The following is an 18,610-nucleotide window of genomic DNA, read 5'->3' as shown; positions in this document are numbered from 1 at the left end:
TACTACCGCGTTACCAATGCGTCTGCTGTTTACCCTGGGGCTGAGTTTGCTGACGGCCGCCGTGCTGGCCCGCCCAGCCGCGCCCACACCCGTGCGTGTGGGCAGTCCCAACGGTGCGGTGCAGGTCACCATAGCCGTGGATTCCCAGGGCCGGCCCACCTACGCCGTGCGCTACGGCCGCGCCGAGGTGCTATCCACCTCGCGCCTGGGCTTGGTACTGGCCGGTGCCGACCTCAGCCAAGGCCTCACGCTGCACAAGGCCGAAAAAGTGGAAGCTGTTACGGACGACTACCAACTCAGCACCGACAAGCGGGCCCATTGCCGCTACCGCGCCAACCGCCGTGTGGTGCGCTTTCAGAGCAAAGGCGGCCCGCAGCTGAGCGTGGTGTTCCAGGTTTCCGATGATGGCGTGGCGTTTCAGTACCTGCTCGAAGGTCCGGCCAAGGATGTGCAGCGCATCACGCGGGAGGCTACCACGTTCCGGCTACCAGCCGGGGCCAGAGGCTGGCTGCACCCCCACGCCAAAGCCCAGACGGGTTGGGCCAACACGCAGCCCTCGTACGAGGAATACTACCAGAAAGGAATAGCCGCCGGCACCGCGTCGCCGCTGGGGCAGGGGTGGTCGTTTCCGGCGCTGTTTCAGGCCAACGGACACTGGCTGCTGCTCACCGAGGCCGGCATGGGCCGCAACTACTGCGGCTCCCACCTGGCCCACGAAGCGCCCAACGGGGAGTACGCCGTGGCCTTTGCCCAGCCCACCGAGCGCACCACGTCCGAGGCGGCCGTAACGCCCGAAGGCCGCCTGCCCTGGCGCACGCCTTGGCGGGTTATCGTGCTGGGCAACTCGCTGGCGCCCATCGTCGAATCGACCCTGACCACGGACCTGAGCGCTCCGGCATCGGCTGCGGCCAAGCTGGCCGAAGGGGGCAAGGCCTCATGGTCGTGGGTGCTGCTGGGGGATAAGAACACCACCTACGAGGTGCAGCGCCGCTTTATCGACTACGCCGCGGGCATGGGCTGGCGCTATTGCCTGGTGGATGCGTTGTGGGACACCCAGATCGGCTACGACAAGATGCAGGAGCTGGCCCAGTACGCCCGCAGCAAGAACGTGGGCCTGCTGGTGTGGTACAACTCCAACGGCAGCTGGAACGAAGCCCCGCAGACGCCCAAGAACATCCTCTTCGACCCCGAAACGCGCCGCCGGGAGTTTGCCCGCATCAGGCAGATGGGCATTGCCGGGGTCAAAATCGACTTTTTCGGCGGGGATGGGCAGTCGTTTATGAACTACTACCAGGACCTGCTGACCGATGCTGCCGCGGCCGGGCTGCTGGTGAATTTTCACGGCACCACCATCCCGCGCGGCTGGCAGCGCACCTACCCCAACCTGATGACGATGGAGGCCGTGCGTGGCTTCGAGTTCCTGACCTTCGACCAGCCGAATACCGACCAGGAAGCTACCCACTGCGCCACGCTGCCCTTCACCCGCAACGCCGTGGGCCCGATGGACTTCACGCCGGTGTGCTTCTCGGAAATCCCGGGCAAGCAGCGCCGCACCTCCAATGCCTTCGAGCTGGCCCTGTCGGTGCTGTTCCAGTCGGGCATTCAGCACTACGCCGAAACCGACGAGGGCATGGCCCGGCAGCCGGCCTACGTGCAGAACTTCCTGCGCCAGCTGCCTAACGGCTGGGCCGACGTGAAGCTGCTCGACGGCTTCCCCGGCGAGTACGCCGTGCTGGCCCGCCAGGCCCCCGACGGCCGCTGGTACGTGGCCGGCATCAACGCCACCGACCAACCCCGCGAGCTAACCCTCGACCTCGCAAAGCTGGGTCTGAAAGCCGGTACGCTCATCCTCGATGGTGAAACCAACCGCCAATTTGCCTCCCGCTCCCTCAGCGGCCCCACGCTGCGCCTGACCGTGCCGGCCCGGGGTGGCTTCGTGGTGCAACCGTAGTGCCTCACCCCCCGGCCCCCTCTCCAGGGGGAGAGGGGGAGCCTGACGTTATTAAATGCAGAAAGTTGGCAGAGTGCACAGACGGTGCCACTTGCTGATAAACAGAAACTTAACGAAACCCGAACCGCGCCGCCGTGGCTCCCCCTCTCCCCTGGAGAGGGGGCCGGGGGGTGAGGCCCCAACTACCCGTTCTATGACCCGTTTCTCCGCCTATCTGCTCGGTGCCGCCCTGCTGCTGACGCTGCCCACCGGCTGCGCGTCCTCGAAAACTGCGGCGGCTTCCAGCGCCACCGCATCCCAGCCCAGGAAAGCCGACGTGCTGGCCCTGATTACCAAGGTGAATGACCACTGGCAGGCCGCGCACCCGCCGCAGGAACGGGCGTTCTGGGACGTGGCCGCCTACCACACCGGCAACATGGCCGCCTACACTGCCACCAAAAACGAGAAGTACCGCCAGTACTCCGAGGACTGGGCCGTGCACAACCAGTGGAAGGGCGCCACCTCCGACGACAGGGCCCGCTGGCAGTACAAGCCCTACGGCGAGGCCCCCGAGTTCGTGCTGTTCGGCGACTGGCAAATCTGCTTCCAGACCTACGCCGACCTCTACGCCCTTAAGCCCGAGCCCCAGCGCATTGCCCGGGCCCGCGAGGTGATGGAGTACCAGATGAGCACCGACAAGAACGACTACTGGTGGTGGGTGGACGGCCTCTACATGGTAATGCCGGTGATGACCAAGCTGCACAAAGCCACCGGCAACCCGCTGTACCTGCAGAAGCTGCACGAGTACTTCAGCTACACCAACGGCCTCATCTTCGATGCCGAAACCGGCCTGTACTACCGCGACGCCAAGTACGTGTACCCCCAGCACAAATCGGTGAATGGCAAGAAGGACTTCTGGGCCCGCGGCGACGGGTGGGTGTTTGCCGGCTTGGCCCGCGTGCTGCAGGACCTTCCCCAGAACGACCCGCACCGCGCCGAATACCTGAGCAAGTTCCGGGGCCTGGCTGCCGCCCTCAAAGCCGCCCAACAGCCCGAAGGCTACTGGACGCGCAGCCTGCTCGACCCCGCCCATGCCCCCGGCCCCGAAACCAGCGGCACCGCCTTCAATACCTTCGCCTACCTCTGGGGCATCAATAATGGCGTGCTGAGCAAGAAGGAGTACCTGCCCACGGCTATGAAGGGCTGGCAGTACCTCACCACCACCGCCCTGCAGCCCGACGGCGCCATTGGCTACGTGCAGCCCATCGGCGAGAAGGCCATTCCCGGCCAGGTCGTCAACCAGAACTCCACTTCCAACTTCGGCGTGGGCGCTTTCCTGCTGGCCGCCAGCGAAATGGCCCGCTTCGCCGATAAGTAAATTGTCCGTCGGCGCAACTAAGCTGCTGCTGTTAGCTCCTTTTTCCGTGGTTTTTTCTTCTCTCCGCACTGTGTTTTCTACCTCTTCTTACCGCGCCCTGCTGGGCCTGACCCTGGGCACCGGCCTGCTGCTGACCAGCGGCCCCGCCGCCCAGGCCCAAACCCGCCGCGAATACCTGCTCACCACCGACTGGCGCTTCAGCAAAGGCGACCAGCCCGACGCGGCCAATCCCAAGTTCAATGATGCTAGGTGGCAGCGCGTGCAGGTGCCCCACGACTGGGCCATTTACGGCCCCTTCGATGGCAACAACGACCTGCAAACGGTGCAGATTGAGCAGAACCAGGAGAAGCAGGCCACCCAGAAATCGGGGCGCACGGGCGGGCTGCCATTCATCGGCACGGGCTGGTACCGACGCAAGCTGGAGGTGCCGGGCTTCGGGGCCGGGCAGCGGGCGGTGCTGGTGTTCGATGGGGCCATGAGTGACGCCCACGTGTTCATGAACGGCAAGGAAGTGGCTACCTGGGCCTACGGCTACAACTCCTTCAGCGTCGACATCACCGAAGCCATCCAACCCGGCAAGGACAACATACTGGCCGTGCGCCTGCAGAACTTGCCGGAACAGTCGCGCTGGTACCCCGGCGCGGGCCTGTACCGCAACGTGCACCTCATTGTGACGCCCGAGGTACACATTCCGGTGTGGGGCACCTACCTCACTACCCCCGACGTGACGGCCGATTACGCCCGGGTAAAACTCACCACCGAAATTGCCGTGCCCGACGGCCGTGTAGTTGGTCGCGAAGGCGCCAAAATCAGCGTAAGAGGCAGCCGGGATGAGCACATTGGCCGGGGCGCCCTGCGCAACGCCCTGTTCCTGCGCCTCGACACCGAGTTGCAGGACGCCAGCGGCCGGGTGGTAGCCAGCAGTAGCACCCCGCTGGAAAGCGGCCTGCCCACCTGCGAGCAGGCCTTCACCGTGGTACAACCCCGGCTCTGGAGCCCGGAAACGCCCACGCTCTACACGGCCGTTTCGCGGCTCTACGTGAAAGAGGCGGAGGCCGACACCACCTACCGGCTGGCCGATGAGTACCGCACGCCCTTCGGTATCCGCTCCTTCAAATTCGAGGCGGGGAAGGGCTTCTCCCTGAACGGGCAGCCGCGCAAGTTCAAGGGCGTGTGCAACCACCACGACCTGGGCCCATTGGGCACGGCCATCAACGTGGCTGCTTTGCGCCGGCAGATTGTACTGCTCAAGGACATGGGCTGCGACGCCATCCGCACCTCGCACAACATGCCCGCTCCGGAGCTGGTGCAGCTCTGCGACGAAATGGGCATCATGCTCATGCTGGAATCCTTTGACGAGTGGAAAACGCCCAAGGTGAAGAACGGCTACAACCGCCTGTTTGACGAGTGGGCCGAGAAGGACTTGGTGAACCTGGTGCGCCACTACCGCAACAACCCCTCGGTGATTATGTGGAGCATCGGCAACGAGGTGCCCGACCAAAGCATGCCCGGCGGCGGCAAACTGCTCAAGCGCCTGCAGGACGTGGTGCACCGTGAGGACCCCACCCGCCCCGTGACCATGGGCATGGACCGCATCGACGACGCCCTCAAGAACAACTTTGCGGCGGTGCTCGACATTGCGGGCTTCAACTACAAGCCCCACCGCTACGCCCAAGCCAACGAAAAGCTCCCGCAGGGCTTCATTCTGGGCTCCGAAACGGCCTCCACGGTGAGCAGCCGGGGCGTGTACAAATTCCCGGTAGAAAAGGCCAAGCAGAAGAAATATCCCGACAACCAGTCGTCGTCGTACGACCTGGAAGCCTGCGTCTGGTCGCAGACGCCGGACGAGGAATTTGTGCAGCAGGACGATTTGCCCTACGTTATCGGCGAGTTCGTGTGGACGGGCTTCGACTACCTCGGGGAGCCGACTCCTTATGATGAGGTGTGGCCCTCGCACAGTTCCTACTTCGGTATTCTGGACCTGGCCGGCCTGCCCAAGGACCGGTTCTACCTGTACCGCGCCAAGTGGAACACGGCTGCGCCCACGCTGCACCTGCTGCCGCACTGGACCTGGCCCGGCCGCGAAGGTCAGACCACGCCCGTGTACGCCTACACCAACTACCCCTCGGCCGAGCTGTTCGTGAACGGCGTAAGCCAGGGCCGGCAGACCAAAGCCACCTCCGCCCAACCTCAGACGCGCTACCGCCTGATGTGGAACGAGGTGAGGTACCAGCCCGGCTCCATCAAAGTAGTGGCCTACGACGCCGCTGGCAAAGCCGTGGCCGAGGAGGAAGTGCGCACCGCCGGCCAGCCCCACCACGTCCGCCTGGTAGCCGACCGCACCGCCCTCACCGCCGACGGCCAGGACCTGGCCTACGTGACGGCCCGCGTGGAGGACGCTCAGGGCAACCTCTGCCCCGACGCCACCAACGAGCTGCAGATGGAGGTGAAGGGGGCCGGCCGCTTCCGGGCCGTAGCCAACGGCGACGCCACCAGCCTGGAGCTGTTCCACCAGCCCCACATGCACGCCTTCCACGGCCAGCTCGTCGCCACCGTCCAAACCACCGGTAAAGCCGGCCCGCTGACGCTGAAGGTTTCCGGCAAAGGGCTGAAGCCAGCTACCGTACAGCTGCAGTCGGCAGCCGTTGCGGCGAAGTAGCGGGGCAAATTCTCCTGTCATCCTAGGCAAAGCGAAGGACCTTATCACGCTGGAACGACTTGTTCTGGCATGATAAGGTCCTTCGCTTTGCTGCACAAGTATGGTTAACGACGTTTGCCAGCCGGAACAGTCAGGCCTTCCGAGGTCATTTGCACGCGCTGCAGGGTGCCGTCCTTATTGTAGCGCAGCCGGTCGATGCACACGGAGCGGTGGAAGCTGCTGCCGTGCGTGTTGAGGCTGCCGTTATGGTAGATGAAATACCACTCGCCCCGGAACTCGATAATGGACTGGTGGTTAGTGTTGGAGTTGCCGGCCACTTCGTTGAGGATGCCTTTGTATTCCCAAGGCCCTTCCAGGCTGCGGCTCATGGCGTAGGCAATCTTCTCGGGGAAGCCGGTGGCGTAGCTCAGGTAGTACCAGCCCTTGCGGTAGTGCAGCCAGGGCGCCTCCGTGAACTGCGGCAGCGTGGTAATGGCGTGGATGGGCCCGTCCAGCTCCGTCATATTCGGCTTCAGCTTGGCCCAGTAGCACACCGTATTGCCCCAGTATAGGTAAGCCTGGCCCTTATCATCAACAAACACCGTGGGGTCGATATCGTCCCAGGTGATGTTGGTGTCCCGGGTCATATCGTTGGTAATGAGGGCCGAGCCGCGGGCGTCCCGGAAGGGGCCGGTAGGGCTGTCGGCCACGGCCACCCCGATGGCTTTACCGTTGATGCTGCCGTGCTCCACGGCCGCGTACCAGTAGTATTTGCCGTCCCGCTCCACCACCTGCGAGGCCCAGGCATCGGCCTTGGCCCAACTGAAGGCCTGCACGTTCAGGGGCGAGGGGTGCTCGGTCCAGTGCAGCATATCGGTGGAGGAGTAGCACAGCCACTGCTTCATGTAGTACCACTCCTTGCCGGGCGGCGGGTTGTCGTGGCCGGTGTAGAGGTACACCGTGTTGCCCACCACCAACGCGGCCGGGTCGGCGGTGTACTTGTCCCGGATGATGGGGTTACCGAACACGGGCAGCGGGGTGGGCTGGGTCACGTTTATCGGCTGGTCGGGGTTGCCGACGGTTGGAGCTTGGGCCAGCGCGGCGGTGCCGGCCAGCAGGCTGCCGAGGAGGATGCCCAGCCGGGGAAGTGGGAGTTGCATAAGAAAGAAGCAGGAGGTGGAAGAGAAGCAGCCCAAAGTACGCCGGCCCGCCGCCAGACCAGGGTGGGGGAGTTGGTCAACTGCGCGGGGCAGAATCGGCGGTGCCTTTCTGAGGGAACAGCTTACTGCACCTCGTCTGTCATCCTGAGCAGCGCGCAGGATCTTACCCCGTTGCAACGATTTGTGCTGATGAGGTAAGGTCCTTCGCGCTGCTCAGGATGACAGTTTATGGTTGTTTCAGCCACCATCAGCCCAGCCGCCAAAAGCCTCCCGACACCCCAGGTAGCTAGCCCAATACCCAAAACCACCGGCCTCCCAGGGTTGCGGGTATGCCGGGAAAGCCGCTGAAGCTGACGGGCCTGACGAATCTGCCCCCCGCTTTCTGCGGAATTACCCCCGCGCCGGGGGCGGCTCGTCCGCTAGTATTGCTGAGGGGTTTTTGTGCTCCGGCCGAGCATCTGGTTTCGGCCCGCTTCCTCCGCTTCTCCACCCGTTTGCTATGCTCCATTCCCGCTTCCTGACCGCCCTTCTCGTCCTGGGCAGTGGCCTGGCTTCCGCCCAGACCGCCGCCCCCAACGAATGGGAAAATCCGCAGCTCATTGAGGAGCACAAGGAAAAGCCCCGCGCCTCCTTCATGCTCTTTGACAAGGCGGCTGATGTAGCTGCCAACGACTACGCCCGCTCCAGCTACTTCCAGAGCCTGAACGGCACCTGGAAATTCCACTACGCCCCGCGCCCTGCCGAGCGGCCCACCGACTTCGCCCCGGCCAGCTTCAACGATGCCAGCTGGAAGACCATTCCGGTGCCCTCGAGCTGGGAGGTGCAGGGCTTCGGCACCCCCATCTACACCAACATCACCTACCCGTTCCCGCGCAACGCACCCTTCATCGACGGGCGCGACAACCCAGTGGGCACCTACCGCCGCTCGTTTACGGTGCCGGCCGGCTGGGCCGGGCGCGAGGTGCTGCTGCACTTCGGCTCCATTTCGGGCTACGCGGTGGTGTATGTGAACGGGCAGCGCGTGGGCATGAGCAAGGTGGCCAAGTCGCCGGCCGAGTTTGACATTACCCGGTACCTGCAGCCCGGCGACAACCAGCTGGCCGTGCAGGTGCTGCGCTGGCACGACGGCAGCTACCTCGAAGATCAGGACTTCTGGCGCCTCTCCGGCATCGACCGGGACGTGTACCTGACCTCCCTGCCCCAGCAAACCATCTGGGACGTCTTCACCCACGCCGACCTCGACCCCAGCTACCAGCACGGCCAGTTCGCGGCCGACGTGACGGTGCGCCAGTTCCAGGGCTCGGCCGCGCCGGCCAAGTTGCTGGTGGAAGTGCTGGACCCGGCCGGTAAAACGGTGATACGCCAGCAGCAGCCGGTACCCGCCGCCTCGGGGGCCGGGCTGCAGACGGTGAAGTTCAGCGGCGGCAGCATCAAGAACGTGCGGCCGTGGTCGGGCGAAACGCCCACGCTCTACCAGTGCCGCTTCACCCTGCAGGACGCCAGCGGTAAGACGCTGGCCCAGACGGGCACGCGCGTTGGTTTCCGCAAAGTCGAAATCAAAAATGCCCAGCTGCTGGTGAACGGCCGGCCCATTGAGGTGCACGGCGTAAACCGCCACGAGCTGGAGCCCACCACCGGCCGCGTAGTAACGGAAGCCGGCATGCGCCGCGACCTGGAAGTGATGCGCCAGTTCAACATCAACGCTGTCCGCACCGCGCACTACCCCAACGACGAACGGTTCTACCAGCTCTGCGACGAGCTGGGCTTCTACCTAGTGGATGAGGCCAACATTGAAACCCACGGCTACGGGGCCGAGCTGCAGGGCTGGTTCGATAAAACCCAGCACCCGGCCTACCGCCCCGAATGGGCCGCCGCTCATCTGGACCGCATCGAGCGGCTGATGGAGCGGGACAAAAACCACCCTTCGGTTATTATCTGGAGTCTGGGCAACGAATGCGGCAACGGCCCGGTGTTTCACGACGCCTATAAATGGCTGAAGCAGCGCGACCCCTCGCGCCCGGTGCAGTTTGAGCAGGCCGGCGAAAACGAAAACACCGACATCGTGTGCCCCATGTACCCCGGCATGGGCTCGATGCGCAAGTACGCCGAGGCCACCGACAAAACCCGGCCCTACATCATGTGCGAGTACTCACACGCTATGGGCAACAGCTCGGGCAACTTCCAGGAGTACTGGGACCTGATCCGGAGCAAGCCCCACATGCAGGGTGGCTTTATCTGGGACTGGGTTGACCAGGGCCTGCTGACCCAGACCACCGACGGCCGCTCGTTCTACGCCTACGGCGGCGACCTGGGCGGCTACTACCGCCAGAACGACGAGAACTTCTGCGCCAACGGCCTCGTGGCCGCCGACCGCACCCCACACCCCGGCCTCTACGAGGTGAAGAAGGTGTACCAGGATATCCGCTTCAGCGCCGCCCAGCCCGCCTCGGGCCGCCTGACGGTGCGCAACGGCTTCACCTTCCGCAACCTCGACGGCTACAACTTCCGCTGGGAGCTGCTGCGCAACGGAGCAGTAAGCAAAACGGGCAACTTTGAGGTGAAGAAGCTGGCCGCCGGCCAGCAGAAGGAAGTGGCCCTGCCGCTGCCCGCCCTGAAAGCCGAGCCCGGCGCCGAGTACGTGCTCAACGTATTTGCCACCACCAAAACGGCCCAGCCTTTGCTGCCCGCCGGCCACGAGGTAGCCCGGGAGCAGTTCCGCCTCACGCCCGCCGCCACGTACTTCGCCGCCGCCCCGGCTCCGGCCGTTGGTACCCTGGAAGTGAAGCGCGAGGGTGACAAGCTGACCTTCACGGCCGGCGACGTGCGCGGCGAGTTCAACACCCGGCAGGGCCGCCTGACGGATTACCGCCTGGAAAATCAGTGGGTTATCGGGGGCTACCCTGAACCGTATTTCTGGCGCGCCCCCACCGATAACGACTTCGGCAGTAGCATGCCCCAGAACCTGAGTGCCTGGCGCTCGGCCCACGCCGCCCGCAAAGTGCAGCGCGTGACGGTAGGGGAGCAGTCGGCCGCTGGCCTGCCCATCAAGGTGGAGTACCAGCTTACCGACATCAACGTGCCCTACACCGTGGATTACCTCATTGGCCCCGATGGTGCCATTCAGGTGACGGCGGCCATTGACCTGGCCGGCCGGGAGCTGCCCGAGCTGCCCCGCTTCGGGATGCGCCTGGAGGTGCCCCAACAGTTTGGCCGGGTGCAATACTACGGCCGCGGGCCTTGGGAAAACTACGCCGACCGCAACACCACTACTTTCCTGGGCGTGTACCAGGATTCGGTGGCCCGCACGCTCACCAGCAACTACATCCGTCCCCAGGAATACGGCTACCATACCGATATGCGCTGGCTTACCCTGACGGATGCGGCCGGCCGCGGCCTGCGCGTGGAAGCGGCCGGCCAGCCTCTGAGCTTCAGCGCCCTGCCCGTGCGTACCGAGGACCTGGACCCCGGCCTGAGCAAAAAGCAGCAGCACCCCACTGACATCAAGCTGCGCGACCATACCACCCTGCACATCGACCTGGCCCAGCGTGGCGTGGGCGGCGACAACAGCTGGGGTGCCCTGCCCCATGATGCCTACCGCCTCACCGCCAAGCAGTACCGCTACAGCTACACCCTGCGCCTGCTCGACGCCCCGAAACCCAGCCCGAGCGTCGGCCGCCGGTAAGGCCTCACCCCGGCCCCCTCTCCAGGAGGAGAGGGGGAGCCAGGAGTCAGCACCGGGGCACATTGCAGCGGCTTGGGCCTCCGCAGCCCACGACTGCCGGATTTCTGCCTCAACTGTAGTGCCGGACCATCCATATCAAACTGTCAAACAGCCCGTTCCACATCCGCATCGTTGCTGACCTCTGGCTCCCCCTCTCCCCTTGGAGAGGGGGCCGGGGGGTGAGGCAACTTCCCACCCCATGAATCACCCCGCCCGCCTGCTGCTTGCTCTGCTCACGATCTGTCTGCTGACAGTAGCGGCTGCGGCCCAAACGCCGGTTGGCCTGGGCTGGGCGAAGAACAACGTGAACGGGGCCGTTTTCCGCAAGAACTCGGTAGTGACGCACAAGCGGGAGCAGTACACGGCCTATTATGATTCGCTGGGCTACGTGGTGCTGGCCAAGCGCCGCCTGCCCGCCGGGCCCTGGCAGACGCAACGCACGGCGTATCAGGGCAATATCAAGGATGCCCACAACGTCATCAGCCTGATGGTGGATGGGGCCGGCTTCGTGCACCTTTCCTTCGACCACCACAACAACCCGCTGCGCTACTGCCGGGGCAAGGCCGCCGGCTCCCTGGAAATGGGCCCGCTGGAGCCCATGCTCGGCACCCGCGAGCAAAAAGTGACTTACCCCGAATTTCACCGCTTCCCCAGCGGCGACCTGCTGTTCCTGTACCGCGACGGGGGCAGCGGCAATGGCAACTTGGTGCTGAACCGCTACGAGCTGAAAACCCGCCGCTGGACGCGCCTGCACGACGTGCTGATTGACGGCGAAGGCCAGCGCAACGCCTACTGGCAGGCCTGCATCGATGCGCGGGGTACCATCCACGTGTCATGGGTGTGGCGGGAGTCGCCCGATGTGGCCTCCAACCACGATATGGCCTACGCCCGCTCCCAGGATGGTGGCCGCAGTTGGCAGCGCAGCACCGGCGAGGCCTACCAGCTGCCTATCACCGCCGCCTCGGCCGAGTACGCCGCCCGCATTCCGCAGAACAGTGAGCTGATCAACCAGACCAGCATCACCGCCGACGCGGCCGGGCAGCCCTACATAGCCACTTACTGGCGGCCCGCGGGCACGCAGGTGCCGCAGTACCAGCTGATTTACCTCGACGGCCGAAGCTGGAAAACCACGCAGATTTCCCAGCGCACCACGCCGTTCAGCCTGAGCGGGGCCGGTACCAAAAAGATTCCCATTGCCCGCCCCCAGCTGCTGGTAACGAGCCAGAAAGGCCGCCCCGCCGCCTACCTCATCTTCCGCGACGCCGAGCGCCAGGACCGGGCCTCGGTGGCCGCCTGCGCCGACCTGCGCCAGCCGCAGTGGCGCGTGACGGACCTGACCACCACCAGCGTGGGCAACTGGGAGCCGAGCTACGACACCGAGCGGTGGCGGCGCGACGGGGTGCTGAGCCTCTTCGTGCAGCGCACCGGCCAGGGCGACGGGGAGCGGCTGGAAAATCTGCCGGCCCAGCCCGTGTACATCCAGGAGTGGCAACCGACCAAGGACGCCACCACCCAGCCGTAAACTGCCGCGCCAGCTCGCCAGGCGCCTTTCACCTGTTCATTCTCTCCTTCTTTTTTAGCATATGCCCCAGCATCTTACCGCCCTCGATTTAGCGGTGTTCTTTGTGTACCTGGTGGGCGTGGGTGCCTACGGGTACTACGTGTACCGCAGCAAGCAGAAAACCCAGCTCGATACCAAAGACTACTTTCTGGCCGAAGGCTCGCTCACGTGGTGGGCCATTGGGGCCTCGATGATTGCCTCCAATATTTCGGCTGAGCAGTTTATTGGCATGTCGGGTAATGGCTTCACGGTGGGCGTGGCCGTGGCCGCCTATGAGTGGGTGGCCGCCATTGTGCTCATCATTGTGGCCGTATTCTTTATGCCGGTGTACCTGAAGCAGCACATCTACACGATGCCGCAGTTTCTGGAGCAGCGCTACAACGCTACGCTGAGCCTGGTAATGAGTATTTTCTGGCTGTTTCTGTACGTGCTGGTAAACCTCACGGCCATTCTGTATCTGGGCGCGCTGGCCATCAACAACCTCACCGGCGGCGGCAACTTCCACGCCATCATTGTGGCCCTGGCCGTGTTTGCCCTGCTCATTACGCTGGGCGGCATGAAGGTGGTGGGCTACACCGACGTGATTCAGGTGCTGGTGCTGCTGCTGGGCGGGTTGCTGACTACCTACATTGCCCTCACCATGGTCAGCCAGCACTTCGGGCTGGGCAACAACATCCTGGCCGGCTTCAACGCCATGATGACCGACGCCAACGACCACTTCCATTTGATGTTCGACAAGCCCGGGCCCAACGCGGCGCAGGTCGACGTGGACAAGTACCTGATGCTGCCGGGCCTGGCCATGTACGCCGCCGGCCAATGGATTGTGAACCTGAACTACTGGGGCTGCAACCAGTACATTACGCAACGCGCCCTCGGGGCCGACCTCAAAACGGCCCGCACCGGCATCCTGTTTGCCGGCCTGCTTAAGCTCATCATGCCGGTAATTGTGATGCTGCCCGGCATTGCGGCCTACGTGCTCTACAAGAACGGCGGTTTGCAAACTGAAATGAGCTCCGGCGGTGCTTTCAACCCCGATAACGCCTACTCGGCCATTCTCACCTTCCTGCCCAACGGCCTGAAGGGCCTGAGCCTGGCAGCCCTCACGGCGGCCATTGTGGCCTCCCTGGCCGGTAAAGTCAACTCCATCTCCACCATCTTCACCCTCGATATCTACAAGCGCTACCTCAACAAAGAAGCCCCCGAGGCAAAGCTGGTGTGGATTGGCCGCGTGACGGTATTTGTGGCCATGCTACTGGGTGTAGCCCTCACCTGGGAAGATTTGCTGGGCATCGGCAGCGCAGGCGGCTTCACCTACATCCAGAAGTACACCGGCTTCATCTCGCCCGGTATCGTGGCGGTGTTCGTGCTGGGCATGTTCTGGAAGCGCACCACCGCGCCGGCCGCCATTGCCGGTATTCTGGCGGGTTTCCTGCTGTCGGTGTTCTTCAACAACTACGCCCCCAGCGTATTCGGCCACGAAACGCTGTTTTACACGGCCTTCCCCAATGGCAAAGGCGGTTACGAAATTCCCTTCCTCATCTGCATGGGCCTCTCGTTTGCCTTCACCTTTGTGCTGATGATAGCCATAAGCCTGGCCGGCCCGGTGGTGAATGCCCGCGCCCTGCACATCGACGCCCGCCTGTTCCGCGTCAGCAGCCAGACGCTCACGCTCATTGTGGTAACGCTGCTGCTGATTTCGGCTCTGTACATTAAATTCTGGTAAAGCATCCGCGGGGCCGTCTCAACGTTGAGGCGGCTCCGCGGATGCACTGCCCATTCATCCTTCGTATGCGCGCAACCATTTCCCTGCTGGGCCTGCTGCTGGCGGCGGGCCCATTAGCCGCCCAGGCGCAGTCGGCGGCTCCCACCCGCATTACCGTGCAGGCCGATAAACCCGGCGCGGCCGTACCCAAAACGCTGTTCGGGCTGTTCTTTGAGGACATCAACTTCGCCGCCGACGGTGGGCTGTACCCCGAGCTGGTGAAGAATAAGTCGTTTGAGCTGCCCGAGCCCCTACTGGGCTGGCACGCCATTAAGGGCGGCGCGGCGCTGGAAACCTACCAGGTGCGCACCGAAGGGGCCGCCAGCCCGGCCAGCCCGCACTACCTGCGCCTCACGGCCAAAGCCGCCTCGCCCGATGCCGGTATCAGCAACGAAGGCTTCCGTGGAATGGGAGTGAAGCAGGGCGAGGACTACACGCTCACGCTGCTGGCCCGCCGCGTGGCCGGCCCGGTGCAACACCTGCGCGTGGTGCTGGAAGGCGACAAAGGGGCCACTCTGGCCGAATCGGACTTGGCGCTGCCCACTGGCGCTGGCTGGCAGCCACTCATGCTCACGCTCCGGCCCACGGCTACCTTTGCCAAAGCTCGCCTGCGGCTGGTGCTGGACGGGGCCGGCACTGTGGACCTGGATGCCATATCACTCTATCCGAAAGCCACCTGGCAGAACCGCCCCAACGGCCTGCGCCCCGATTTGGTGCAGCTACTTAAGGACCTGCAACCCGGTTTTCTGCGGTTTCCTGGCGGCTGCATTGTGGAAGGGCGCACCCTGTCTAACCGCTACCAGTGGAAAGAAACCATTGGCGACGTGGCCAGCCGTCAACCCATCATCAACCGCTGGAACACAGAATTCGCCCACCGCTTCACGCCCGATTACTACCAGTCGTTTGGGCTGGGCTTCTTCGAGTATTTCCAGCTGTCGGAGGATATTGGGGCCGAGCCGTTGCCGATTCTGAACGTGGGCATGGCCTGCCAGTATAACTCCGCCGAGCTGGCCCCGATGAGCCACGCCGCCGCACCCGGCCCCAGCGCCCCCGCTCCCCACGACCACGCCCAGGACGACCCCTCGCTGGAGGTGTTTATTCAGGATGCGCTGGATTTGCTGGAATTCGCCAACGGCCCGGCCTCCTCGCCTTGGGGCGCTAAGCGGGTAGCTATGGGCCACCCGGCTCCCTTCAACCTGAAGTACATTGGCGTGGGCAACGAGCAGTGGGGCCCCCAGTACCTGGAGCGGTACGAGCCCTTCGCCCGGGCCGTAAAGGCCAAATACCCGCAGGTGCAACTGGTGAGCAGCGCCGGTCCCAGCCCCGACGGTGCCAACTTCGACCTGGCTACCAGGTTTCTGCGCGAGCTGCCCACCGGTCTGGTCGGCCTCATTGATGAGCATTACTACGCCAAGCCCGAGTGGTTCCGCCAGAACGCCGGCCGCTACGACAACTACCCCCGCACTGGCCCCAAAATCTTCGCCGGCGAGTACGCCGCCCACCCCGAGGGCATTGGCAACAGCAAGAACCGCAACACCTGGGACGCGGCCATTTCCGAAGCAGCCTTCATGACCGGCCTGGAGCGCAACGCCGATATCGTGCAGATGGCTTCCTACGCCCCGCTATTCGCCCACGTGGATGCCTGGCAGTGGGCCCCCGACCTGATCTGGTTTGACAACCTGCAGGCCTACGGCACGCCCAGCTACTACGTGCAGAAGCTGTTCTCCCTGAACAAAGGCACCCAAATCCTGCCCGTGCAGCTGCCCGCCGGGGCCAAAAACGGCCAGGATAACCTCTACGTCAGTGCCGTGGCCGACAAGGCCGATGTGGTGGTGAAGCTGGTGAACTACGCCGCCACCCCGCGCCCGGTGCAGCTGACCCTCAGCGGCCTCAAACGCGTCGCCAAAACCGCCCAGGCCCAAGTGCTGGCCGCCGCCGACCTGCAAACCGAGAACAGCCTCCAGCAGCCCCAGAAACTGGCCCCCGTAACCCAGCCGGTAACCGTTTTGGGCCAGCAAGTGAGCTATACGCTGCCACCGTACTCCCTCACTGTACTGCGCGTTCCAGCCCGTAAATAGTGGTTACATACGTTATAAAAACGTGTGTAGAAGCAGGGTAAGTACTTAACAAAACAAAGACGGCGGCCTCAAGAAATCCTTGGGGCCGCCGTCTTTGTTTTGTTAAGTGATGGGCTAACCGGAATTAAGGAATAAACTGCTTACAAGCTGCGCGTGATGCCCAGCTCCAAGCCGCGCAGCTCGGCTAGGCCGCGCAGGCGGCCGATGGCGGAGTAGCCGGGGTTGGTTTTCTTGTGCAGGTCGTCGAGCATCTGGTGGCCGTGGTCGGGGCGCATGGGCAGGCTCTGCTGGCGGTGCTGCATAGTCAGCACTAGTTCGCGCATTACGCTGTACATGTCCACGTCGCCTTCCAGGTGACTGGCCTCGTAGAAGTCGCCGGCGTCGTTGCGCTGAGTGCTGCGCAGGTGGATGAAGTGGATGCGGTCGGCGAACTGGCGCACCATGGCGGGCAGGTCGTTATCCGGGCGCACGCCAAAGGAGCCGGTGCAGAAGCACAGGCCGTTGCTCAGCGAAGGCACGGCTTCGGCTAGTGCCTGTACGTCGGCGGCAGTGCTCACCACGCGGGGCAGGCCCAGGATGGGGTAGGGCGGGTCGTCGGGGTGAATGGCCAGCACCACGCCCACTTCCTCCGCTACCGGCACAATTTCCTGCAGAAACAAAATGAGGTGCTGGCGTAGCTTGGCCGCATCAATGCCCTGGTAGGTATCGAGGGCCTGCTGAAACTGCTGCAGCGTGAAGCTTTCCTCCGAGCCGGGCAGACCGGCAATGAGGTTGCGCACCAGCAACTGCCGCTCCGCCTCGCTCATGCCATTGAGGCGAGCTTCGGCGGCGGCCAGTTCCTCGGTTGAGTATTCCGCGCGGGCGCCGGGGCGTTGAAGCAGCAGCACGTCGAAGGCAATGAAAGCCGCCCGCTCGAAGCGCAGGGCTTTGGAGCCGTCTTCCACCTCGTAGCTCAGGTCGGTGCGCGTCCAGTCGAGCACCGGCATAAAGTTGTAGGTGACGGTGCGGATGCCGCAGGCCGCCAGGTTACGCAGGCTCAGCTTGTAGTTCTCGATGTGCTGCTGGTACTCGCCGGTGCGCGTCTTGATCTGCTCGTGCACGGGTACGCTTTCCACCACGCTCCACGTGAGGCCCGCGGCGGCTACTGCCTGCTGACGCTTCTGAATTTCCTCCACGGTCCAGACCTGGCCGTTCGGGACGTGATGCAGGGCCGTTACCACATCGGTAGCGCCGGCCTGGCGGATATCGGCGAGGCTGACGGGGTCGTTCGGGCCGTACCAGCGCCAGCTTTGAATAATGGGCATTTGAGAAAGAGGGTTACGAATGGGCGTCATGCTGCATCTGGCATCCGTTTGATAAAGCATCTGCGCTGCTTCGTTAGATAGCCTGCAACGAAGCAGCGCAGATGCTTCGGCAAGCTCAGCATGACGTTCTAGAAATTTTGGCTGGCAAATTACACCCCGCTGTAGGCGTTGAAGCCACCATCGACAATCACCGTTTCGCCGTTCACAAAGCGGGAAGCGTCGCTGAGCAGGTAGATGAGTGTGCCGGTCAGCTCCTCCGGCTGGCCGAAGCGCTGGTAGGGCGTACCGGCAATGAACTGCCGGGCCCGGGCCGTGGGCGTACCATCGGGGTTGACGAGCAGGCTGCGGTTTTGCTCCGTCAGGAATACGCCGGGCGCAATGGCGTTCATGCGCAGACCCCCGCCGTACCGCAGACCCAGCTCCACGGCCATCCACTGGGTGTAGGCTTCAATGGCTTTTTTGCCGAGAGTGTAGCCCAGCACCCGCGTAAGAGGCCGTTGCGCCGTCAGGCTCGACACGTTCACAATACTGCCCTTGCCCTTCTCGGCCATCACCCGACCAAACACGTTGGTGGGGATGATGGTACCGAATAAGTTGAGGTCCACGGCGCGGCGGGTGTGCTCGATGTTGAGGTCGAACAGGTCTTGGTCGGGGGCTACCGTGGCGCCGGGCATGTTGCCGCCGGCGGCATTTACCAGCCCATCAATGGTGCCCCAGGTCCGAACAATGTCGTCGCAGGCGGCCTGCATTTGGGCCTCATCCAGTACATCGGCGAGCAGTGGCATGGCCTCGCCGCCAATGGCTTCGATGGCCGCCACGCGGGCGTTGGCGCGCTCCGCATTCCGGCCCAGAATAACCACTTTGGCGCCAGCTTCGGCTACGGCCAGTGAAAGAGCTTCACCCAGCACCCCGGTAGCTCCGGTCATCACAATGACTTTCCCTTCAAGGGAGAACTGACTGAGGGCAGACATAGCGGGGGCAGGGGGAGTATCAGGAAGAAGGCTCATGATTACGGAAATTAACGGGAAGAGAGGGGTAGTTTCGTGCCGAAATACCACTAAAAGGCCAACCAGCACGC

10 protein-coding genes are annotated in these 18,610 nt (G+C 63.9%); 7 read left to right on the top strand and 3 right to left on the bottom strand.

The window, feature by feature from the left end:
* Positions 1-16 precede the first annotated feature (16 nt).
* From LF252_RS10000 to galB, 3 genes are all read left to right on the top strand, one after another.
* Positions 17-1,951, top strand: a complete 1,935-nt coding sequence (locus LF252_RS10000; RefSeq protein WP_226269438.1) for a glycoside hydrolase family 97 protein — start codon at positions 17-19, stop codon at positions 1,949-1,951.
* A gap of 193 nt (positions 1,952-2,144) precedes the next feature.
* Entirely contained in the window at positions 2,145-3,308 is a 1,164-nt protein-coding gene (locus LF252_RS09995) for a glycoside hydrolase family 88/105 protein (protein ID WP_226269437.1), read from the top strand.
* A 70-nt stretch (positions 3,309-3,378) separates the two neighbouring features.
* The gene (gene galB, locus LF252_RS09990; RefSeq protein WP_226269436.1) at positions 3,379-5,967 is read left to right on the top strand and encodes a beta-galactosidase GalB; all 2,589 of its coding nucleotides are present in this window, start codon (positions 3,379-3,381) and stop codon (positions 5,965-5,967) included.
* Between the two features lie 104 nt (positions 5,968-6,071).
* Here galB and LF252_RS09985 read toward each other — a convergent pair whose 3' ends face one another.
* A complete protein-coding gene (locus LF252_RS09985; RefSeq protein ID WP_226269435.1) occupies positions 6,072-7,106 on the bottom strand; it encodes a glycoside hydrolase family 43 protein in 1,035 nt (344 codons plus the stop codon).
* Between the two features lie 499 nt (positions 7,107-7,605).
* On the opposite strand from LF252_RS09985, the gene LF252_RS09980 reads away from it, so the two are divergent.
* From LF252_RS09980 to LF252_RS09965, 4 genes are all read left to right on the top strand, one after another.
* Entirely contained in the window at positions 7,606-10,788 is a 3,183-nt protein-coding gene (locus tag LF252_RS09980; RefSeq protein ID WP_226269434.1) for a glycoside hydrolase family 2 TIM barrel-domain containing protein, read from the top strand.
* A 238-nt stretch (positions 10,789-11,026) separates the two neighbouring features.
* Positions 11,027-12,349 (top strand): BNR repeat-containing protein, encoded by a 1,323-nt coding sequence (locus LF252_RS09975; protein ID WP_226269433.1) that lies wholly within the window; start codon positions 11,027-11,029, stop codon positions 12,347-12,349.
* Between the two features lie 61 nt (positions 12,350-12,410).
* On the top strand, positions 12,411-14,111 hold the full coding sequence (locus tag LF252_RS09970; protein ID WP_226269432.1) for a sodium:solute symporter family transporter: 1,701 nt from the start codon (positions 12,411-12,413) through the stop codon (positions 14,109-14,111).
* A gap of 65 nt (positions 14,112-14,176) precedes the next feature.
* Positions 14,177-16,228, top strand: a complete 2,052-nt coding sequence (locus tag LF252_RS09965; protein WP_226269431.1) for an alpha-L-arabinofuranosidase C-terminal domain-containing protein — start codon at positions 14,177-14,179, stop codon at positions 16,226-16,228.
* Between the two features lie 140 nt (positions 16,229-16,368).
* Here the strand turns inward: LF252_RS09965 and uxuA are convergent, their stop codons facing one another.
* Together uxuA and LF252_RS09955 are read right to left on the bottom strand one after the other, a co-directional pair.
* The gene (uxuA, locus tag LF252_RS09960; RefSeq protein ID WP_226269430.1) at positions 16,369-17,532 is read right to left on the bottom strand and encodes a mannonate dehydratase; all 1,164 of its coding nucleotides are present in this window, start codon (positions 17,530-17,532) and stop codon (positions 16,369-16,371) included.
* A gap of 149 nt (positions 17,533-17,681) precedes the next feature.
* Positions 17,682-18,503, bottom strand: a complete 822-nt coding sequence (locus tag LF252_RS09955) for an SDR family oxidoreductase (RefSeq protein ID WP_226269429.1) — start codon at positions 18,501-18,503, stop codon at positions 17,682-17,684.
* Positions 18,504-18,610 lie beyond the last annotated feature (107 nt).

Source organism: Hymenobacter pini, assembly GCF_020421205.1.
In the GTDB taxonomy this organism is placed as follows: Bacteria; Bacteroidota; Bacteroidia; order Cytophagales; family Hymenobacteraceae; genus Hymenobacter; species Hymenobacter pini.
The sequence above is the reverse complement of the archived record's forward strand: the minus strand, read 5'-3'. Positions and strand labels throughout refer to the sequence as shown.